Genomic DNA, 19,403 nt, shown 5'->3' with positions numbered 1-19,403 from the left:
CCGGTCCTGTACCCCGGCCGGCCACCGGTACGGATCGCCGCCGTGGCCGGACCAGCGGGGACCGATGGCAGGCATCGGCGCTGCCGGACGGGGTACGCGGACATCCGGGCGCCGGGCGTGCGCCGCGTTCCGGGACAGCGCAGGGTGGAGGTGCGCGCGGTGCGGTGACCGGCAACGGCGAACACGACGATCGAGGGGGCGGCCACGTGGGGAACGACGAGAAGCACGTGCGCGATCTGGCCCATCCGTTGCGGACCGCCGACGACCTGGACCCGTTGCTGGACCGGATCGGCGACGCCCGGGTCGTGCTGCTCGGGGAGGCATCGCACGGCACGCACGAGTACTACGCGTGGCGGGCGGCGCTCACCCGCCGGCTGATCACCGAGCGGGGGTTCTCCTTCGTCGGGGTGGAGGGGGACTGGCCCGACTGCTACCGGGTCAACTGCTCGGTGCGGCTGGCCTCGTCCGCCGCGGACCCCCGCGAGGTGCTCCGCGGGTACGAGCGGTGGCCGACGTGGATGTGGGCCAACGAGGAGGTCGCCGACTTCACGCGGTGGCTGCGCGCGCACAACGCGCAGCGTCCGCCGCACGACCGGGTGGGCTTCTACGGCCTTGACGTCTACAGCCTCTGGGACTCCCTGCGAGCCATCCTGGGATACCTGCGCGAGCACGAACCCGAGCACGTGGACACCGCGCTGCACGCGTTCCGGTGCTTCGAGCCCTACGCCGAGGACCCGCAGTCCTACGCCCGCGCGACGCGGTTGGTGCCCACCAGCTGCGAGGACGCGGTGGTCGACATGCTCCGCGACATCCTCGCCCGAGCAGTCACCGACGGGGGCGCCGACCGGGACGCAGCGTTCAACGCGGAGCAGAACGCCCGTGTCGCGGCCGGCGCCGAGGCCTACTACCGGGCGATGGTCCGCGGCGGACCGGAGTCGTGGAACGTCCGCGACCACCACATGGTCGACACCCTGGACCACCTCCTGGACCACCACGGGCCGGGGACCAAGGCGGTCGTCTGGGAGCACAACACCCATGTCGGCGACGCCCGGTACACCGACATGGTGGACTCGGGCATGGTCAACGTCGGGGAGCTGGCCCGCGAGCGGTACGGCGAGGACGACGTCGTGATCGTCGGCTTCGGCAGCCACCACGGCAGCGTGATCGCGGCCGACAGCTGGGGAGCTCCGACGGAACGGATGCCGCTGCCGCCCGCCCGCCGGGGCAGTACCGAGGCGCTGCTGCACGACGCGGTGAGCGAGGCCGGCGCCCTCTTCGTCTTCCCTGCGGACCAGCCCCGGTGGCTGGCCGAGGAACGCCCGCACCGCGCGGTCGGCGTCGTCTACCACCCGGGTGCGGAACGGTGGGGCAACTACGTGCCCACGGTTCTCGGCCGCCGGTACGACGCCTTCTGCTGGTTCGACGAGTCCCGGGCGCTGAGCCCGCTGCACGGGGCCCATCCCGCGGGCGGGGAGATGGAGACCTTCCCCGATGCCGACTGACCGATCCACGCAAGCCGTGCAGGTGCCCGTCTCGGGCGCGCAGCTCGCAGGTGACCTCGTCGTCCCCGGCGGAGCTCGCGGGGTGGTGCTGTTCGCCCACGGGAGCGGCAGCAGCCGGCGCAGCCCGCGCAACCAGCAGGTCGCCGCCGGTCTCCAGGACGCCGGTCTCGGCACGTTGCTGATGGATCTGCTGACGGAGGCGGAGGAGCGGGTCGACGCAGCGACCCGGGAACTGCGCTTCGACATCGGGCTGCTGGCCGGGCGGCTCACCGACGCCGCGGACTGGCTGGGGACCTCGGAGGTCGCCGCCGGGCTGCCGCTGGCCACCTTCGGGGCCAGCACCGGTGCGGCGGCCGCGCTCATCACCGCCGCCGACCGGCCGGATCGCGTCCGCGCGGTCATCTCCCGCGGTGGCCGGCCCGATCTGGCCGGCGATGCGCTGCAGCGGGTCCGTGCGCCGGTGCTGCTCCTCGTCGGCGGTGCCGACCACCAGGTGCTGGAGCTCAACCGGGCGGCCGCCACCCGGCTCACCGGTGAGCACGAGCTCAGCGTGGTGCCCGGTGCATCGCACCTGTTCCCCGAGCCGGGAGCCCTCGAGGCGGTGATCGGCCGGTCCGCCGACTGGTTGGCCCGGTGGCTGCCCCCGTCACCCGCGGGGTGACACGCGTGCGGCGGACGCCGTCCACCTGCCTCGGCCACCGCAGGCGAGGCAGCGACGGCCCCGCGCAGCCCAGCCGCGTCCCGGAGTGCGTCAGGAGACCTGACGGATCGAGACCTCGGCGACACACCGGTTGTGGGCCCTCGGGGTCACCGTCAGACTGCTGGCGGGCGTGGGTCCCACCTGTTCGGGCGCGTTCGCGACCGCGGTGTCCGACCAGAGGGGAAAACGTGGACGAGTCGGTCGAGCCCGTGCTGCTCGGGGACGAGGAGGCCGCGCGGCTCCGCGGTGAGCTGGCCATCGACGCCGCCGACATCGGGACGTTCGACTGGGACCTGGTCACCGGACGGCTGGAGTGGGACGACCGGCTGATCGCGATGTTCGGCTACGACCCCGAGGACTTCGACCGGAGCATCGAGGGATTCAACGCCCGGGTCCACCCCGACGACCTGGCCCGGGTCACGCAGGCCCTGCAGACGGCCATCGACACCTGCGGGGACGTCCGGACCCTCTACCGCGTGCGCCTGCCCAGCGGCGACACCCGGTGGATCTCCGCGCGCGGCCGGACCCTGTGCGACCCCGACGGCAGGGCGTCCCGGCTGCTGGGGGCCGCGTACGACGTCACCAGCCAGCACGAGGCCGACGCCAGCGTGACCCGCGTGCTGGAGGCCATGCCGGCGGCGTTCTTCGCGCTGGACCGGCAGTGGCGCTTCACCTACGTGAACGCCCACGCAGAGCGGCTGCTGCAGCCGGTCAGCGGGAACCTGGTCGGCCAGAACATCTGGGAGGCCTTCCCGGCGGCGGTGGGCAGCCCCTTCGAAGTCGACTACCGGCACGCGATGGCGTCGGGTGAGACCGTCACCTTCGAGGCGTACTACCCGCCGCCGCTGGACTCCTGGTACGAGGTGCTGGCCTGGCCGAACCCCGACGGGCTGGCGGTGTACTTCCTCGATGTCACGGTCCGACGGGCCGAGCAGGAACGCGCCGCTCGGGCCTCGGCGCGGCTGGAGCTGCTGGCCTCGGTCACCGAGCAGGTGACCGGCACCCTGCACGCCGAGCAGGCCGTCGCCCGTCTCGCCCAGCTCGTGGTGCCGTCGCTGGCCGACTGGTGCGTCGTCACCCTCGTCGACGACGCCATGCCCTCGGGGTCCCGCGCGGGGATCCGGGACGTCGGCTGGTGGCACGCCGACGACACCGCCCGGCCGCTCGTCGAGGCCTACTGCCAGGTGCGCATCCCCGCGCTGCGGGACGACTCGTTCCTCCTGCGCACGTTGAGCACCGGCGAGCAGGTGATCGTGGACCGGGATGCGACGACCGCGGTCCGCGCCGTGCTGCACCAGGGTGAGGCGCACCAGCTGATCGGCCGGCTCGCACCGGAGTCCCTCGTGGTCCTGCCGCTGCGAGGGCGCGGGCGCACCGTCGGCCTGCTCTCGCTGTTCAACGGCCCGGCCCGCGGGCACATCTCCGTCGAGGAGCTGGCCACCGCCGGTGAGGTGGCCAGCCGCGCCGGGATGGCGCTGGACAACGCCCGCCTCTACCGGCAGCAGCGACTGGTCGCCGGGGAGCTGCAGCGCAGCCTGCTCACCGCCCCGCCGGAACCGGACCACGCCGAGGTCGTGGTCCGGTACCTGCCCGCTGCGGAGGCCGCCGCGGTCGGCGGTGACTGGTACGACGCGTTCCTGCAGCGTGATGGCGCGACCGTGCTGGTCATCGGCGACGTCGCCGGGCACGACATCGCCGCCGCGGCGGCGATGGGGCAGCTGCGCGGAGTGCTGCGGGGCATCGCGACCAGCAACCAGATCGGCCCGGCCGAGGTGCTCACCCGGCTCGACGAGTCGATCGAGCTGCTGGACATGGGCACCCTCGTCACCGCCGCCGTCGCCCGCATCGAGCAGGACATGGACCAGCGGCTGCGCGGGGTCACGCAGATGCGCTGGTCGAATGCCGGCCATCCGCCCCCGCTGATCCTGCAGCCGGACGGCAGCGTGCTCGAACTCTCCGCGCAGCGAGCGGAGCTGATGCTCGGCATCGAGCCGGCCGCCAGGCGCACCGAGTCGGTCGTCACCGTCGATCGCGGCGCGACGGTGCTCCTGTACACCGATGGGCTGATCGAACGTCGCGACAGCGACCTGGACGCCGGTCTGGACCGGCTCAAGCGTGCGCTGACGGAGCTGGCCGACCTGCCGCTGCAGGAGCTCTGCGACCAGCTGCTGGAACGGCTCGTGCACGGGCGGCCCGACGACGACGTCGCCCTGGTCGCCGTCCGGTTGCACCGCCAGGACCGGCCGCGCCCCGCCGAAGCCGGCCCCAAGCAGCTGCCTGCTCCGATCCCCGACGAGCCGTCCGTTCCCTGATCCGGCGTTCGGGACCGCCGGATCCGGCGGACGGGCGGACGGGCGGTCGCCGGTCATCGTCGCCCTTCACCGGCTGCCGCTCATCGCGAGCGCCCTCGGTCAGCGGTTCCGTCGTGGGCCGTGCGACCGGCCGACGCTGCCCATCGCGGGCACCGGTCCCGTCACACGGCGACGGCGGTGCCGCAGATGCCGCAGACCTCGAGCTCCCGGCGCTTCCAGCGGGCGACCGGCACGAAGAACAGCGAGAACTGCCGGTACTGCCGGATGCGCGACCAGCGCGTGGTGTTGTGGCAGTTCGGGCAGGTGCGGGTCTCCCCGGGGCCGAGGTGCTTGCGCTTGGTGCCGAAGCCGAAGAGCAGGAACATCACGCCAGCGTAGGGAGCGGGCCGGCACGGGCCTCCTCGGCCGCGTCGGTGTTCGCCACGTGCTGTCCCTCACCGGCCTGCTTCCTCCGGTCGGTGGCCCGCCGTTCCGCCGGGGTGAGCAGCTGCTCGGCGTCGCGACCGCTCAGTCCAGCACCGTGTCGGGGTCTGCACCGTCGACAGCCCAGGGCGCCGCGAGGAGGGAGCTGCGATGGGGAGGATCGTCGTCAGCGAGAACGTCTCGATCGACGGGGTCGTGCAGGACCCGACGGGCGAGGAGGGCTTCGACCGCGGCGGGTGGTTCGGCCGGATCGGCGAGGCGGACCGCCGGGCCTGGGCGGAGGTCGAGCACCGGGAGGCGCGGGAGGCGGCCGCGCTGCTGCTCGGGCGCCGGAGCTACACGTGGTTCGCCGCCCGCTGGCCCGCGCGGACGGGGGAGTGGGCCGACCGGTTGAACGGGCTGCCCAAGTACGTCGTGTCCACCACCCTCACGGAGCCCGGGTGGGCCGGCACCACCGTGCTGACCGGCGACGTGGTGCAGTCCGTCGCCGGCCTCAGGTGCGCGGTGGCCGGAGACGTCGTCGTCCATGCCAGCCGGCTGCTCGTGCAGACGCTGCTGGCGCACGACCTCGTCGACGAGGTGCGGCTGACGGTCTTCCCCGTCGTGCTGGGGAGCGGCGAGCGCCTGTTCGGCCCCACCGCCGACCGGGTGCCCCTGCACCTGCACGACGTCGAGACGGTGGGCGACTCCCTCGTCCGCCTCACCTACCGCAGGGAGCGGCCCGGCGGCGGGTGACCCGGCCGGGCGGTCCCGGACGCCGTCACTCGCCGGGGTACGGCGGGGTGTCGTCGGCGACGACGGCGCCCCGGTTCCCCGCGGGCTGCTCCGGACCCACGGTGGAGTCGCGCACGGTCTGCCGCTCGGTCTCGGCGTTCACCGCGGCCCCGAAGAAGATCAGCAGGACCGTGGTCCACAGCCAGAACATGCTGATCGCCACGCCTGCGAGCGAGCCGTAGGTCGACTGGTAGCTGCCCAGGCTCTGCACGTAGGAGAAGAAGCCGAGGGTCACCGCCAGCCAGACGACCGTCGCGAGGACCGACCCGGGGGTGAGCCACCGCCACCGGGCGCGCGCCCGGTCCGGGCCGAAGCGGTAGAGGACGGCCAGGGCCACGGCCATGAGCGCGGCGAGCGCCAGCCACGAGAGGACCCGGGCGGCGAGCCGGAGCGGGCCGGACGACCCGGCGACCTCGGCCGCGGCGACCCCGGCGACGGTGAGCAGTGCGGCGAGGAGCACCGCACCCCCGAGGACGAACACCAGCGCGAGCCCCACCCGGTGCGGGAAGCTCCGCGACTCCGGCTGGTGGTAGGCGATGCCGAGCCCGTCGATGAGGTAGGTCATCGCGGTCGTCGCCGTCCAGAGCGCCACGACGAGGCCGGTGAGCCCCCGGAAGGTGAGCACCTGGGCCGACGCCGCGGTGATCGTCGTGAGCTGGTCGGTCACGATCGCGTCGAGGTCCGTGGGCAGCACGTCCGCCAACCCGGACAGCTGCCGGCGCGCCGTCTCCGGCGTGTTCACGAAGCCGTAGATGGACAGCGCCGTCACCAGCACGGGGGCGACCGACAGGACGGCGAAGAACGCGACCCCGGCGCTCTGCACCATGAGGCGGTCGCTGAGCACCTGGCGCGCGACCCGCCGGAGCACGCGGCGCCACCCGGCGGCGGGGATCAGGTGCGGGGAGTGCGCCTCGTGCCCGCGCCTCGCGCCGCCGCGGCTCCGCGCGCCACGGGAGGGGGGCTCGCGCCGGACGACAGCCATGGCACATCCCACCCCCGGCGGCGCGCGGCCGCAACGGTTCCGCCTCCCCGGCGGCCGCACGCCTTGCCCGCGGGGCGGGGAGAGCGGAGCCTCGGACCATGACGCAGGGCGGCACGACCTTCGGCACCGTCGTCCGGTGGGACGAGGAGGACCCGGGCGCGGTCATCGAGGCCCCCGACCTCCCGGGCGGCTGCTGGGCCGACGCCGCCGCGGTGGAGCAGAGCACGACCGGCTCGGGGGGCCTGCGGGCCGGGCAGGTCGTCGAGGTGGAGTGGGCCCGGCCCGGCGCGCACGGCCTGCCGTTCCGCGCGCTCCGGGTCGTCCCGCGCAACGACCTGCAGGCGACCGTCGGGGGCTGAGCCGGGGGAGGCGCGGCGACGGCCCGGGACCCGGCGCCGCACGGGGTCTACTGTGGGGGCCGTACCGGCCGCGGGCCAGCATGCCCTCGCCTGGCGAGGAAGCCCGCTGGTGCGACCGGTGCTCCCGTCATCGTCTGGCGGGCTGACGGTCCCCCGGGGACCTCGGGGCGCGCGGCCCGAGACGTCGTTCTCCCGCGCAGCCGCGGGGCGGGGCCGGATCGCGGAGCCCTTCCGCGGGGCGTTCAGCCCCGCGACCTCCGCCGTCCGGTCGAGGGGGCCGCGTGCGCGTCCTGCCCGGCAACCCTGCCGGGCAGTGCAGAGGAGGAGTCTGTGGCTCGACCAGGACGGCGCTCGACGGGCGCCCGGCGCGGCGCCCCGCGCGCCCAGCGGCGCGTCCGCGAGGGCGACGTCATCGCGGTGCTCGCCCGCGCCGTCCGCGACGTCGAGGCGGCGGTCAAGCGCGACCGCGTGACGCCGTCGGTGCGCGCCGAGTTCCAGGCCATCGCCCTGGTGCTGCGCGAGGAGCGCGCCCGGGTGCAGGCCGACCAGAGCACCGGTGAGGGCCGCCGCTCCGAGCAGCTGAAGCGGCTCGACGGGATCGCGACGATCCTGGCCACGACCGCGGTGCGGAACTCCGGCCTGCTGGCGCTGCTCTCCGACGACGCCGTCGCCACCGAGGCGGCCCGTTCGCACCGGCGGGAGCTGCTCGCCGCCGCCGGGATCGAGGCGCCCGAGGAGGAGGCCCCGCCGCCGGTGGAGGCCGCCGCCCCCGTGGCCGCGTCCGCCGAGCGCCAGGTGGTGCCGCAGTCGGTGGTCTCGCGGCAGCTGGCCAACCCCTTCCTCGCCCCCGACTTCGACGCCGCGCGGCCCAGCGCCGTGCGGCCGCGCCGGCTGGCCGGCTGGGAGTTGCTGGAGCCGCTGTTCAACTCCTTCGAGCGCGCCGGCGGCGGTGCCCCGGCGTGCATGCCGCTGCCCTTCCCGAGCTCCCAGTTCACCCCGGCCGGGCTGGAGCTCATGCCGCACCAGGGGCAACTGGTCGCGGCGGCGGCCAGCGGTCACCGCACCTTCCTGCTCGCCGACGAGCCGGGCCTCGGCAAGACGGCCCAGTCGCTGCTCGCGGCGGAGGCGGCGCAGGCCTTCCCGCTGCTCGTCGTCGTCCCCAACGTCGTGAAGACCAACTGGGCCCGCGAGGCCGCGCGCTGGGTGCCCCAGCGCCGGGCCACCGTGATCCAGGGGAACGGCGAGAGCGTCGACGGCTTCGCCGACATCGTCGTCGTCAACTACGAGGTGCTGGACCGGCACGTGGGCTGGCTGGGCGACTTCGGGTTCGGCGGGATGGTCGTCGACGAGGCGCACTTCATCAAGAACAAGAGCTCGCAGCGCTCGCAGCACGTGCTGGAGCTGTCCCAGCGCCTCCGGCTGCGCGCGGCGCGGCCGCTGCTCATGGCGCTCACCGGTACGCCGCTGATCAACGACATCGACGACTTCCGGGCGATCTGGCAGTTCCTCGGCTGGATCGACGAGGAGAAGCCGCTCGGCGAGCTGATGGAGTGCCTGGAGGGGACCGGCCTGACGCCGGCCGACCCCGGCTTCTACCCGGCGGCCCGCCAGTGCGTGATCGACCGGGGCATCGTCCGGCGCCGCAAGGTCGACGTCGCCGCCGACATCCCCGCCCGCCGCATCGCCGACCTCCCCGTCGAGCTGGACGACAAGGCCGGCCGCTCGATCCGCGCGGCCGAGCGGGAGCTCGCCCGCCGCCTGGTCAAGCGCTACGACAGCGCCCTCGCGGCCCGCGAGTCGGTCACCGTGGTGGAGGGCATCGACCACGCGCTGGTGCGCAAGGTCGCCGGCTGGGAGCTCAAGGACTCGACCTCGGGCACCGGCGGCGACAACGTCTTCACGATGATGCGGCGGATCGGGCAGGCGAAGGCCGGGCTCGCCGCCGACTACGCCGCGCAGCTGGCCCGCAGCGCCGGCAAGGTCGTCTTCTTCGCCAAGCACATCGACGTCATGGACGTGGCCGAGGAGACCTTCGAGGGCATGGGCCTGCGCTACTCCTCGATCCGCGGCGACCAGACGCCCGCGGTGCGCCAGCGCAACATCGACGCCTTCGTCAACGACCCGGAGGTCGCCGTCGCCGTCTGCTCGCTGACCTCGGCCGGCGTGGGCATCAACCTGCAGGTCGCCTCCAACCTGGTGCTCGCCGAGCTCTCCTGGACCGACGCCGAGCAGACCCAGGCGATCGACCGCAGCCACCGCATCGGGCAGACCGAGCCGGTCACCGCGTGGCGGATCATCGCCGCGCAGACCCTCGACGCCCGGATCGCCGAGCTGATCGACAGCAAGGCCGGCCTGGCGGCGCGTGCGCTCGACGGCTCCGACGAGGAGATGCAGGGGTCGGCCGACGTCCAGCTCGAGGCGCTCGTCGCGCTGCTCACCGCCGCCCTGGAGGACCGATGACCACCGAACCGCTCCTGCCCGCCGCGACGCGGGTCGCCGAGCTGCTGCTCGAGGTGCAGACCCGCGTCAACGGTCGGATCGACGCCGAGCTGGCAGAGCTGCTGCCCGGCGTCCAGCAGCAGCTCGGCGTCTCGCCGGACGGCGCCGCCGACCTCTCGGACCTGGTCAACACCCGGATCACCGGCTCCAGCGTCGTCGTCACCCCGGCCGCGGTCGCCGCCGCCGTCCCGGTGCCGGCCGGCTCGGCCGCCACCACGCGCGCCGCGCGACGGGCGGTGACCGGGATCCTCGCCGGGGCCGACGAGCGCCTCGCGGTGATCGCCGGGCCGTGCTCGATCCACGACCCGGAGGCCGCGCTCGAGTACGCCGCCTTCATCGCCCGCATGCGCGAGCGGCACGGCGCCGACCTCGAGATCCTCATGCGCACCTACACCGAGAAGCCGCGCACCGAGGTCGACTGGAAGGGCTTCGCCTACGACCCCTTCCTCGACGGGTCGAGCCGGATCAGCGTCGGTCTCGTCGCCACCCGGATGCTGATGTGCCGCATCACCGCGTCCGGCGTGCCGGTGGCCGCCGAGCCGCTGAACGCGCTGACGCCGCAGTACGTCAACGGGCTGGTCACCTACAACGGCGTCGGGGCGCGCAACGTCACCGACCAGACCGCCCGGGAGCGGGTGTCCGGCTTCTCGTCGGTGGTCGGGTTCAAGAACTCGCCCGAGGGCAGCGTGGACTCCGCCATCCAGGCGGTGATGACGGCGCGGGCACCGCACCAGTTCCTCGGGGTCGACGCCCACGGGGTCTCCGCGCAGCTGTCGACGACGGGCAACGGCACCGGCCACGTCATCCTGCGCGGCGCCAAGGACGGCCCGAACTACTCCGCCGCCCACATCGCCGACGCCCGGCGCCGGCTGGCCGCCCGCGGGCTGCCGGAGGTGCTCGTCGTCGACGCTTCGCACGGCAACAGCCAGAAGTACCACCTGCGCCAGATCGACGTCGTGCGCGACCTCGCCGGGCAGATCGCCGGCGGCGAGCGGGCCATCCGGGGCGTGATGGTGGAGAGCAACCTGGTCGCCGGCCGGCAGGACCTCGACCAGCAGCACCCCGGCGACCTCGAGTACGGCAAGAGCCTCACCGACGCCTGCGTCGACCTGCCGACGACCGAGCAGCTCCTGGCCGAGCTCGCCGAGGCCTCCCGCGCCCGCCGCGGCTGAGCACTCCTCACCCGGGGCGCTCGTGGGGCCGGGCGGTGCGACCAGTACGGTCGGCCGTCCGTCCGACCAGGCAGGAGGCCCGATGTCCGGGAAGCCGGGGATGCTGCTCGTGGTGAACCGGTCGGCGGGGACCGCCGAGGACGAGCGGGTGGAGGCGGCGGTGGCCGGGCTGCGTGCCGGCGCCGACGTCGCCGTCGCCGCGACCGCCGACGCCGGTGACCTCGACGAGGCGCTGGGTGCCCACCCCGGCCGTCGGGTCGTCGTGCTCGGCGGCGACGGCTCGGTGCACGCGGTGGTCGCCGCCCTCGACCGGGCCGGGCGGCTCTCGCCCGACGAGCCGGTCGGCATCATCGCGTGCGGCACGGGCAACGACCTGGCCCGCACCCTCGGGCTGCCGCTGGACCCGGCCGACGGCGCCGCCGCGGTGCTGGCCGGGGTGCCGCGCCGGCTGGACCTGCTGCGCGACGACGCCGGCGCGGTGGTCGTCAACGCCGTCCACGCCGGGGTGGGGGCGGAGGCCGCCGCCGAGGCGCACCGGCTCAAGCAGCGGCTCGGCGCGGCTGCCTACCCGGTCGGCGCGGCGATCGCGGGGCTGGGGGACACCGGCTGGCCGCTGCGCGTGGAGGTCGACGGGCAGGTCGCCGTCCACGAGGGCGAGGGCTGGGCCGCCGACGGCGAGCAGCCCGTGCTCATGGTCGGGGTGTGCAACGGCGCGACGATCGGTGGCGGCACCGCGCTCGCCCCCGACGCGCGGCCCGATGACGGCCTCGCCGACGTGGTCGTGTGCGCGGCCACCGGGCCGGTCGCCCGGGCCGCCTACGCGGCGGCGCTCACCGCGGGCCGGCACGTCGACCGCCCCGACGTGCTGGTGCTGCGCGGTCGCGAGGTGCGGATCTCGGGCGGCCCGGTGCCCGTCGACGCCGACGGCGAGCTCGGCGAGGTGCAGGACGCCGGCGGCTGGCGGCTGGCCCACCACGCCTGGTCGGTGCTGGTGCCGCGGTAGCCGTCCGGAGACTCAGCCGCGGCTCTCCAGCCGGCGGCGGACGACGGCGGCCTGCTCCGGCGAGCCGATGAGCGCGCCGATCTCCGCCTGCTCGGCGGCCAGCCCCTCGGCGAGCGGCACCCGGCCGGCGAGGTCGACCAGCCGCTTGACCGCCCGGGTGGCGCTGCGGCTGTGCCCGGCGATCTCGGCGGCCAGCTCCAGCGCGGCGGCGAGCGGGTCGGCGGCCTCGCGGGTGGCCAGGCCGAGCCGCACCGCCTCGGTGCCCGAGACCTTGCGCCCGGTCAGCGCCAGCTCCTTGGCGACGTCGCGGCCGACCAGCTCGGGCAGCAGCTGGGTGCCGCACATGTCGGGCACGATGCCCCAGAGGATCTCCATCAGCGACAGCTGCGCGTCCGGGGCGACCAGCCGGATGTCGGCGCCCAGCGCGATCTGCAGCCCGCCGCCGAAGGCCACCCCCTGCACCGCCGCGATCACGGGGGCGGGGACCAGCGACCAGACGTGCACCACCTGCTGGGCCAGCGCGCGGGCCGCGCCCAGCGGCTCCGGGGCGGTCGACTCGCGCTCGCGGGTCCGCTCCTGCCCGCGTTCGGCCATGTCCGCGAAGGAGCCGAAGTCCAGGCCGGCGCAGAAGGCCCGGCCGGCGCCGGTGAGCACCACCGCGCCGACGTCCTCCCGGGCCATCAGCTCCTTCCCGGTGGCCAGGATCGCCCCGAACATCGCCGGGTCCAGCGCGTTCATCTTCTCCGGCCGGTCCAGCCGCACGGTCGCCACGCCGTCGGTCACCGTGAGCGCCACCCGGCGCGGGACGTCGTCAGCCACCCCCGCTGTCTACGGGCGGCCCGGCCCGGCTGTCAACGAGCGGTGCGGCGCGCGGGCTACGGTCCGTGCATGCCCGCCGCCGCCCGCACCGCTGCCCGCCTGCTGCTCGGCGCGGTCATGGTGAGCGCCGGCGTGCTCCACCTGACCACCCAGCGGGAGGAGTTCCGGGCCCAGGTCCCGGCCTGGTTCCCCGTCGACGAGGACCTCACGGTGCTGGGCTCGGGCGTCGTCGAGATCGCCCTGGGCGCGTCGTTCCTCGCGCTCCCGCGGAGGCGGCGGCTCGTCGGCGGGCTGCTCGCGGCGTTCTTCGTGGTGATCTTCCCGGGCAACGTCGCGCAGTACCTGGAGGGCACCGACGCCTTCGGCCTCGACACCGACCGCAAGCGCCTGGTCCGGCTGTTCTTCCAGCCGCTGCTCGTGCTCTGGGCGCTGTACGGCGGCGGCTGGCTGCGGCGCCGCCGGCGCGACTGAGGCCGTCCGCTACCGGGCGTCGACCAGCACGCCGGACAGGAAGCCGGCCAGCCCGTCGTGGTCGTCCAAGGGGAGCACCGCCGCCACGTGCTGGTCGGGCCGGACCAGCACCATGCAGCCCCGCTCCCGGTCGATGCCGCGCATCGCGAAGACGTCCCCGGCGCCGGGATCGGGGGAGAAGGCCTTCTCGTGGTCGACCAGCCCGAACCGGCCCTTGCGCGGCAGCAGGACCGGTGGCAGCCGGTCGACGGCGAGGTCCCGGTGCCCCTGCTGGAAGATCCCGCGGACGTCGAGCACGGCGTCCGGGTCGGCGCCCACGGGCGTGTGCCGGGCCACCGGTGATGCCGCCGACCCGAGGTGCTCCAGCAGTGCGCGGGCCCGCGACCCGGGGGACGTCGGGTCCGCGGCGTCGGCGAAGACGTACAGCCGCCAGGCACCGTCGGCCCGTGCGACGTGCCCCAGCTGCAGGGGCTTGGCATCGGCGATCCTGATCACCGGGGCGGAGTGGAACCGCATCCCGACCGGGTAGCCCTCGGCGAGCGGCTGGTGCTCGGTACCCCCGGTGATCATCGACGGCGCGTAGCGCGTGGCGACGCCGGCGGTGAACCGGCCCTGCTGGACGAAGTAGCGCTGGAACTCCGCCGGGTCCACACCCTCGCCGTCCCCGCCCTCCTCCGTCGGCGGTGCGCTGAACATCCGGGCGAACTCGCGGTCGAAGTCGATGAGCTCCTGGGCGACCGCCTGCCGCTCCGCCGAGTAGGTGTGCAGCAGTTCCGGCCGGGCGGTGCCCCGCAGCACCGCGGCCAGCTTCCAGCCGAGGTTCCACGCGTCGGCCATCGAGACGTTCATGCCCTGGCCTGCCTTGGCGCTGTGCGTGTGGCAGGCGTCGCCGGCGATGAACACGTGCGGCAGCCGGGTGGTGACCTCGTCGGCGGGCACGTCGTCGAACCGGTCGCACAGCCGCTGGCCGATGTCGTAGACCGACCACCAGCCGACGTCCTTCACGTCGATCGAGTACGGGTGCAGGATCCGGTTGGCCACGGCGGCCAGCTTCTCGGGCGTGACGGCGCGCCGCTCGTGCAGCTCGCGGTCGGCGACGGCGTCGAGCTCGATGTAGAGCCGCACCAGGTAGCCGCCCTCGCGGGGGATGATCAGCAGGTTGCCCTGGTTGGCCGAGTGGATGGCGGCCTTCAGCCGGATGTCGGGGAAGTCGGTGACCGCCAGGACGTCCATGACGCCCCAGGACGAGTTCATCGGGTCGCCGACCAGCTCGCGGCCGATCGCCGTCCGGATGCTGCTGCGCGCGCCGTCGCAGCCGACGACGTAGCGGGCCCGGATCGTCGAGACCTCGCCGGTCGCCTCGCCACCCCGGAGGTGCTGCAGGGTGAGGGTGACCGGGTGGTCGGAGCCGCCGGTGGGATCCACGGCGACGTCGGTGGCGTGCAGCCCGTAGCGCGGGGCCAGCCGGCCGGCGGACCGGGTCATGTGCTCGCGGAGCCAGGCCTGCATCCGGGCCTGGTTGACGATGACGTGCGGGAACTCCGAGAGGCCGTCCTCGACGTCCTGCACCCGCCCGGTCCGCGTGATGCGGGTGCGGTCGGCCGGGTCGGGCCGCCAGAAGGCGACCTCGTTGACCCAGTAGGCCTCGGCGACGAGCTGGTCGGCCAGGCGGAAGGCCTCGAACATCTCGACGGTGCGGCAGGCCACCCCGTCGGCCTGGCCGACCAGCAGCGGCCCGTCCCGCCGGTCGACGACGACGGTGCGGATCTCGGGGAAGGCGGCCAGCTGGGCGGCGAGGACCAGGCCGGCCGGCCCGGTGCCGACGATGACGACGTCCGCCTCGTCGGGGAGACCCTCCGGCCGGTCCGCGACCGACGGGTGCGGCTCCTCGACCAGCGGATCGCCGGGCCGGTAACCGTCCAGGTAGAACTGCACTGCTCGACTCCCTCGTCGTGGTCGGCCGCGGCCGGCGGCCCGGTCCGACGGTCCCGCAGGTTCCGCATGAGGGGATAGGCTTTTCTGCTGTGAGGAACAAGCCGGCGTACGCCATCGGCTCGGTCGACTCGGCGCTGCTGCTGGCGACGCTGCTCCAGCAGGAAGGTGCGATGCGGGTGACCGACGTCGCCGCCCGGCTGGGCGTCTCGGTGTCCACCGCCCACCGCCTGCTGGGGATGCTCGTCTACCGCGACTTCGCCGAGCAGCTGCCCGACCGCCGGTACGCCCCCGGGCCGGTGCTGCGCCCGGGCGCGGTGCCCCAGGCGTCGGTCACCACCCTGCGGGAGGTGGCCGTGCCGCACCTGCGGCGGCTGGTCGACGCGGTGGGGGAGACGGCCAACGTCGTGCTGCTGGCCGGTGCCGTCGTCCGGTTCGTCGCGACGGTGGAGAGCCGGCAGGTGCTGCGCGTCGGCGACCGCACCGGCCGGACGCTGCCGGCCCACCTCGCCTCGGGCGGCAAGGCCCTGCTCGCGGCGATGGACGACGCCGGGCGCGCCGCCGTCCTGGCCGCCCTGGACGAGGCCGACGGCGCCCGGCTGGAGCGCGAGCTGCGCACGGTCCGGCGGCGCGGCTTCGCCCTCAACGACCAGGCCACCGAGGCGGGGCTGACTGCGGTCGGGGTCGCCGTGCCGGCCGCGGGCGGCGTCGAGGGGGCGGCGCTCTCCCTGGCCGCGCCGTCCGTGCGGTACTCGCGCGACCGGCTGCCGGAGTGGGTGGCCCACCTGACCGAGGCGGCCGAAGCCGTCGCCCGCGAGCTGGGCGCAGCCTGACCGCGCGGCCCGTGACGGGCATGGAGGCGGTCGCGCGGGGGCACCGACGGGTGGTGAAGACCGTCGCCATCGCCGTCCTCGGCGCCGTGCTGACCCTCTCCGGTATCGCGCTGCTCGTGCTGCCCGGGCCGGGGTTCGTCCTCGTCGCGGCAGGGCTGGCGGTGCTGGCCACCCGCTTCCCGTGGGCCAGGAAGCCGCTGGACTACGCCAAGGAGAAGGCCCAGGAGGGCGTCGAGGAGGTCGGCCGGAACCCCTGGCGGGCAGCCGGTGCCGTTCTCTCGGCGCTCGTCCTGGTGGGGCTCGGGGCCGTGACGCTCGCCGGGGTGGACCTGCCGTTCGTCAACGCGTTCACCGCCGTCGTCCTCATCCTCTCCGGCCTGTTCCTGCTCGGCACCGTCGTCTTCGCCCGGCACGAGGACAACGCGGAGCGGGCCCGGGCCCACCGCCCGGCCGGGGCGCCGCAGGGCGGCGGCGCCTACCGCGCGGCGCGCCCGGCCGAGGACTGAGGCGGGCGCCCCGCGAGCCCCCTACCGGCCGGTAGGCGGTGTGACCTGCGACCAGGGGCTAGGTTCGACGGGGAACGAGGTCGTCGGCGCAGGGGAGTGGGACGTGGGCAGGTCGGTGCTCGTGACCGGCGGGAACCGGGGGATCGGGCTCGCCATCGCCCGATCCTTCGCCGAGCAGGGCGACTCGGTCGCCGTCACCCACCGCGGCAGCGGCGCACCCGGCGGGCTGTTCGGCGTGCGGTGCGACGTCACCAGCACCGAGGACGTCGACCGCGCCTTCACCGAGATCGAGGAGCAACAGGGCCCGGTCGAGGTGCTGGTGAGCAACGCCGGCATCACCCGTGACGGCCTGCTCATGCGCATGAAGGAGGAGGACTTCACCGACGTCGTCGACGCGAACCTGACCGCCGCCTACCGGGTGTCCAAGCGCGCGGCCGCCAAGATGGTGCGCGCCCGCTCGGGCCGGATGGTCTTCGTCTCCTCCGTCGTCGGGCTGCTGGGCTCGGCGGGGCAGACGAACTACGCGGCGTCGAAGGCCGGCCTGGTGGGCCTGGCCCGCTCGATCGCCCGCGAGCTCGGCAGCCGCGGCATCACGGCCAACGTCGTCGCCCCCGGCTTCGTCACCACCGACATGACCGCGGAGCTGCCCGAGGCCCGGCAGAAGGAAATCCTCGGGCAGGTGCCGCTGGGCCGCTACGCCGACGCCGACGAGATCGCCGGCGTCGTGCGTTTCCTGGCGAGCGATGCGGCGGCGTACATCACCGGGGCGGTCGTCCCGGTCGACGGCGGACTGGGAATGGGGCACTGATGAGCGGCATCCTCGAGGGCAAGAAGATCCTGATCACCGGGGTCCTCACCGAGGCGTCGATCGCCTTCGCCACCGCCCGGCTCGCCCAGGAGCAGGGCGCCACCGTCGTCCTCTCCAACTTCGGGCGCGCCCTGTCGCTGTGCCAGCGCATCGCCAAGCGGCTGCCGCAGGAGGCGGCGGTGGTCGAGCTCGACGTGACCAGCACCGAGCACCTGTCGACGCTGGCCGACCGGCTGCGCGAGCAGGGCTTCGACCGCCTCGACGGCGTCGTCCACTCCATCGGCTTCGCGCCGCAGGAGGCCATGGGCGAGGGCTTCCCCGAGGTCGCCTGGGAGCACGCCGCCACCGCGTTCCAGGTGTCCTCCTGGTCCTACGCCTCGCTCACCCAGGCCTGCCGGCCGCTGCTGGCGAACCCGTCCTCGGTCGTCGGCCTCACCTTCGACGCCTCCGTCGCGTGGCCGGTCTACGGCTGGATGGGCGCGGCCAAGGCGGCCCTGGAGTCGGTCAGCCGCTACGTCGCCCGCGAGCTCGGCCCCGACGGCGTGCGGTCCAACATCGTCGCCGCCGGGCCGCTGCGCAGCATGGCGATGAAGTCCATCCCGGGCAGCAAGCAGTTCGAGGAGGCCTGGGAGGGGCGTGCCCCGCTGGGCTGGTCGGTCACCGACACCGAGCCCGCCGGCAAGGCCGTCGTCGCCCTGCTCTCCGACTGGTTCCCCGCCACCACCGGCGAGATCGTCCACGTCGACGGGGGCTTCCACGCCGTCGGCGTGTGACTGCATCCGTCGACGCCCCGCAAGAGGAAAGAACCACGTGCCCCGCGCCATCGTCGACATCACCCCGGCCGGCCATCGTCCCGACGAGGACCCGTCGCTGGCCGTCCGCAACAACGGCGGCCTCCCGCCGTCGGCCGAGCCCGCCCCGCCCGGACGGCGGGACGCGCTGCTGCTGCTCTCCTTCGGCGGCCCCGAGGGCCACGACGACGTCATGCCGTTCCTGGAGAACGTCACGCGCGGCCGCGGCATCCCGCGCGAGCGGCTGGAGGAGGTCGCCGAGCACTACCACCACTTCGGCGGCGTCAGCCCGATCAACGACCAGAACAAGGCCTTGCTCGCGGCGCTGGAGGCGGAGCTCCGCTCGGCCGGGATCGACCTGCCGGTCTACTGGGGCAACCGGAACTGGGCGCCCTACGTCGAGGACGTCTGGCAGCAGATGGCCGACGACGGCATCCAGCACGCCTACGTGCTGGCCACCTCGGCCTACGCATCGTTCTCGGGGTGCCGGCAGTACCACGAGGACGTCGCCCGGGCCCGAGCCGCGCTGACCGGCGACGCCGCCGCACCGAGCGGGCCGACCGCGGAGAAGCTGCCGCACTACTTCGACGCCGACGGCTTCGTGCGGGCCAACGCCGACGCCCTCGCCGCCGCGCTCGCCGAGCTCCCCGCCGAGGTGCGCGACTCGGCCCGCCTGGTCGCGACCGCGCACAGCATCCCCGACACGATGGCCGCCGTCGCCGGGCCGGAGGGCCACGCCTACGAGGCCGAGTTGCAGGCCGCCGCGCAGCAGGTCGTCGACCGCGCCGCCCCCGGCCGGCCCTTCGACCTGGTGTGGCAGAGCCGCAGCGGCCCGCCGTCGGTGCCGTGGCTGGAGCCCGACGTCAACGACCACCTGGAGGCGCTGGCCGAGGCGGGGGAGAAGGCGGTCGTGCTGTTCCCGGTCGGCTTCGTCAGCGACCACCTCGAGGTGATCTGGGATCTCGACAACGAGGCCAGGGAGACCGCCGAGCGGCTGGGGCTGGAGTTCGCCCGGGCCGCCACCGCCGGCACCCACCCGGCCTTCGTGACGGCGCTGCGCGAGCTGATCGAGGAGCGGCGGGCCGGCGGTGAACCACGCCTGGGCACCAACTGCCCCGCCTTCTGTTGTTACGTTCAACGTCGGCCTCCGGCCGACACCGCGAGCAATGGCCGTCCCCCCGTGGGCTGAGCTTGCCGTTTAACCTCCGTGGCCGGCGGAGTCACATCAGTGTGATTCGAGGGCTGGCATGAAGGCGGCCACCGCGTGATCCTTCGGAGTAGCGAGCTTCGAAGATCGGCGGTGGCCGCGATGGACAGTCTTCCCCTGTCCGACGGGATTGACCAGAGCTTCGTGGGGCCGGCGGGGCTGGACCGGCTGCGAGAGTTCCGCGGTCAGCTGTATGGATGCCTGGGTCGGCGGGCCGATGAGCTGTTCGAGCTGGCCGACGCGCTGCTGTGCGCTGAGGGTCCGGTGCGGTCGCTGGTCGGGCTGTGCCTGGCCCCGGAGCACCGCCGCG

At 74.6% G+C, this 19,403-nt stretch carries 18 protein-coding genes and 1 pseudogene; 15 read left to right on the top strand and 4 right to left on the bottom strand.

The window, feature by feature from the left end:
* The first annotated feature begins 206 nt into the window (after nucleotides 1–206).
* The 3 genes from BMW62_RS08795 to BMW62_RS08785 all read left to right on the top strand — a co-directional run bounded on the left by BMW62_RS08795 (nucleotide 207) and on the right by BMW62_RS08785 (nucleotide 4,514).
* Nucleotides 207–1,502 carry an erythromycin esterase family protein gene (locus tag BMW62_RS08795; RefSeq protein ID WP_211435051.1) on the top strand — a complete coding sequence of 432 codons (1,296 nt, stop codon included), beginning with the start codon at nucleotides 207–209 and terminating at the stop codon, nucleotides 1,500–1,502.
* Entirely contained in the window at nucleotides 1,492–2,163 is a 672-nt protein-coding gene (locus tag BMW62_RS08790) for a dienelactone hydrolase family protein (protein ID WP_091930488.1), read from the top strand. The genes BMW62_RS08795 and BMW62_RS08790 overlap by 11 nt, the downstream gene beginning before the upstream one ends.
* 227 nt (nucleotides 2,164–2,390) lie before the next feature.
* On the top strand, nucleotides 2,391–4,514 hold the full coding sequence (locus BMW62_RS08785; protein WP_091930487.1) for a SpoIIE family protein phosphatase: 2,124 nt from the start codon (nucleotides 2,391–2,393) through the stop codon (nucleotides 4,512–4,514).
* 161 nt (nucleotides 4,515–4,675) lie between these two features.
* Here BMW62_RS08785 and BMW62_RS08780 read toward each other — a convergent pair whose 3' ends face one another.
* Nucleotides 4,676–4,879, bottom strand: a complete 204-nt coding sequence (locus BMW62_RS08780) for a zinc-ribbon domain-containing protein (protein ID WP_091930486.1) — start codon at nucleotides 4,877–4,879, stop codon at nucleotides 4,676–4,678.
* 208 nt (nucleotides 4,880–5,087) lie between these two features.
* On the opposite strand from BMW62_RS08780, the gene BMW62_RS08775 reads away from it, so the two are divergent.
* Nucleotides 5,088–5,672, top strand: a complete 585-nt coding sequence (locus BMW62_RS08775; RefSeq protein WP_091930485.1) for a dihydrofolate reductase family protein — start codon at nucleotides 5,088–5,090, stop codon at nucleotides 5,670–5,672.
* 25 nt (nucleotides 5,673–5,697) lie between these two features.
* Here BMW62_RS08775 and BMW62_RS08770 read toward each other — a convergent pair whose 3' ends face one another.
* A complete protein-coding gene (locus BMW62_RS08770; RefSeq protein WP_091930484.1) occupies nucleotides 5,698–6,693 on the bottom strand; it encodes a YihY/virulence factor BrkB family protein in 996 nt (331 codons plus the stop codon).
* 98 nt (nucleotides 6,694–6,791) lie between these two features.
* On the opposite strand from BMW62_RS08770, the gene BMW62_RS08765 reads away from it, so the two are divergent.
* The 4 genes from BMW62_RS08765 to BMW62_RS08750 all read left to right on the top strand — a co-directional run bounded on the left by BMW62_RS08765 (nucleotide 6,792) and on the right by BMW62_RS08750 (nucleotide 11,726).
* Nucleotides 6,792–7,052: a hypothetical protein gene (locus tag BMW62_RS08765; protein WP_091930483.1), complete on the top strand. Its 261-nt coding sequence runs from the start codon at nucleotides 6,792–6,794 to the stop codon at nucleotides 7,050–7,052.
* Between the two features lie 330 nt (nucleotides 7,053–7,382).
* Nucleotides 7,383–9,512: a DEAD/DEAH box helicase gene (locus BMW62_RS08760; RefSeq protein WP_091930482.1), complete on the top strand. Its 2,130-nt coding sequence runs from the start codon at nucleotides 7,383–7,385 to the stop codon at nucleotides 9,510–9,512.
* Entirely contained in the window at nucleotides 9,509–10,723 is a 1,215-nt protein-coding gene (locus BMW62_RS08755) for a 3-deoxy-7-phosphoheptulonate synthase (protein ID WP_091930481.1), read from the top strand. The genes BMW62_RS08760 and BMW62_RS08755 overlap by 4 nt, the downstream gene beginning before the upstream one ends.
* Before the next feature lie 82 nt (nucleotides 10,724–10,805).
* Nucleotides 10,806–11,726 (top strand): diacylglycerol/lipid kinase family protein, encoded by a 921-nt coding sequence (locus BMW62_RS08750; RefSeq protein WP_091930480.1) that lies wholly within the window; start codon nucleotides 10,806–10,808, stop codon nucleotides 11,724–11,726.
* Nucleotides 11,727–11,738: 12 nt separating this feature from the next.
* On the opposite strand, the gene BMW62_RS08745 is transcribed toward BMW62_RS08750, so the two are convergent.
* Nucleotides 11,739–12,545, bottom strand: a complete 807-nt coding sequence (locus tag BMW62_RS08745) for a crotonase/enoyl-CoA hydratase family protein (RefSeq protein WP_211435050.1) — start codon at nucleotides 12,543–12,545, stop codon at nucleotides 11,739–11,741.
* Between the two features lie 69 nt (nucleotides 12,546–12,614).
* Between BMW62_RS08745 and BMW62_RS08740 the strand changes: the two genes are divergently transcribed.
* A complete protein-coding gene (locus BMW62_RS08740) occupies nucleotides 12,615–13,016 on the top strand; it encodes a DoxX family protein (protein WP_091930626.1) in 402 nt (133 codons plus the stop codon).
* A gap of 9 nt (nucleotides 13,017–13,025) precedes the next feature.
* On the opposite strand, the gene BMW62_RS08735 is transcribed toward BMW62_RS08740, so the two are convergent.
* Entirely contained in the window at nucleotides 13,026–14,951 is a 1,926-nt protein-coding gene (locus BMW62_RS08735; RefSeq protein WP_091930478.1) for an FAD-binding monooxygenase, read from the bottom strand.
* Nucleotides 14,952–15,040: 89 nt separating this feature from the next.
* Here BMW62_RS08735 and BMW62_RS08730 point away from each other — a divergent pair, with 89 nt between their 5' ends.
* The 6 genes and pseudogenes from BMW62_RS08730 to BMW62_RS08705 form a co-directional block, all read left to right on the top strand.
* Nucleotides 15,041–15,781 (top strand): IclR family transcriptional regulator, encoded by a 741-nt coding sequence (locus BMW62_RS08730; RefSeq protein ID WP_091930477.1) that lies wholly within the window; start codon nucleotides 15,041–15,043, stop codon nucleotides 15,779–15,781.
* A 20-nt stretch (nucleotides 15,782–15,801) separates the two neighbouring features.
* Nucleotides 15,802–16,287, top strand: a complete 486-nt coding sequence (locus BMW62_RS08725) for a PGPGW domain-containing protein (RefSeq protein WP_244523936.1) — start codon at nucleotides 15,802–15,804, stop codon at nucleotides 16,285–16,287.
* A gap of 103 nt (nucleotides 16,288–16,390) precedes the next feature.
* On the top strand, nucleotides 16,391–17,095 hold the full coding sequence (locus tag BMW62_RS08720; protein WP_091930476.1) for a beta-ketoacyl-ACP reductase: 705 nt from the start codon (nucleotides 16,391–16,393) through the stop codon (nucleotides 17,093–17,095).
* The gene (fabI, locus tag BMW62_RS08715; protein WP_170852293.1) at nucleotides 17,095–17,868 is read left to right on the top strand and encodes an enoyl-ACP reductase FabI; all 774 of its coding nucleotides are present in this window, start codon (nucleotides 17,095–17,097) and stop codon (nucleotides 17,866–17,868) included. The genes BMW62_RS08720 and fabI overlap by 1 nt, the downstream gene beginning before the upstream one ends.
* A gap of 37 nt (nucleotides 17,869–17,905) precedes the next feature.
* Complete coding sequence (locus tag BMW62_RS08710; RefSeq protein WP_091930474.1) at nucleotides 17,906–19,075, top strand: ferrochelatase; 1,170 nt, start codon at nucleotides 17,906–17,908, stop codon at nucleotides 19,073–19,075.
* Nucleotides 19,076–19,195: 120 nt separating this feature from the next.
* A pseudogene (locus tag BMW62_RS08705) lies at nucleotides 19,196–19,403 on the top strand (transposase); the annotation flags it as partial.

The organism is Blastococcus sp. DSM 46786, from assembly GCF_900109665.1.
Taxonomy (GTDB): domain Bacteria; phylum Actinomycetota; class Actinomycetes; order Mycobacteriales; family Geodermatophilaceae; genus Blastococcus; species Blastococcus carthaginiensis.
This window is presented reverse-complemented; position numbering and strand designations above follow the sequence as displayed.

Excerpts from the sequence above, each read along its gene's own strand:
- BMW62_RS08740 (WP_091930626.1), top strand. The coding sequence starts at position 12,615 with ATGCCCGCCGCCGCCCGCACCGCTGCCCGCCTGCTGCTCGGCGCGGTC.
- BMW62_RS08790 (WP_091930488.1), top strand. The coding sequence starts at position 1,492 with ATGCCGACTGACCGATCCACGCAAGCCGTGCAGGTGCCCGTCTCGGGC.
- BMW62_RS08770 (WP_091930484.1), bottom strand. The coding sequence starts at position 6,693 with ATGGCTGTCGTCCGGCGCGAGCCCCCCTCCCGTGGCGCGCGGAGCCGC.
- BMW62_RS08765 (WP_091930483.1), top strand. The coding sequence starts at position 6,792 with ATGACGCAGGGCGGCACGACCTTCGGCACCGTCGTCCGGTGGGACGAG.
- fabI (WP_170852293.1), top strand. The coding sequence starts at position 17,095 with ATGAGCGGCATCCTCGAGGGCAAGAAGATCCTGATCACCGGGGTCCTC.
- BMW62_RS08775 (WP_091930485.1), top strand. The coding sequence starts at position 5,088 with ATGGGGAGGATCGTCGTCAGCGAGAACGTCTCGATCGACGGGGTCGTG.
- BMW62_RS08725 (WP_244523936.1), top strand. The coding sequence starts at position 15,802 with ATGGAGGCGGTCGCGCGGGGGCACCGACGGGTGGTGAAGACCGTCGCC.
- BMW62_RS08755 (WP_091930481.1), top strand. The coding sequence starts at position 9,509 with ATGACCACCGAACCGCTCCTGCCCGCCGCGACGCGGGTCGCCGAGCTG.
- BMW62_RS08750 (WP_091930480.1), top strand. The coding sequence starts at position 10,806 with ATGTCCGGGAAGCCGGGGATGCTGCTCGTGGTGAACCGGTCGGCGGGG.
- BMW62_RS08780 (WP_091930486.1), bottom strand. The coding sequence starts at position 4,879 with ATGTTCCTGCTCTTCGGCTTCGGCACCAAGCGCAAGCACCTCGGCCCC.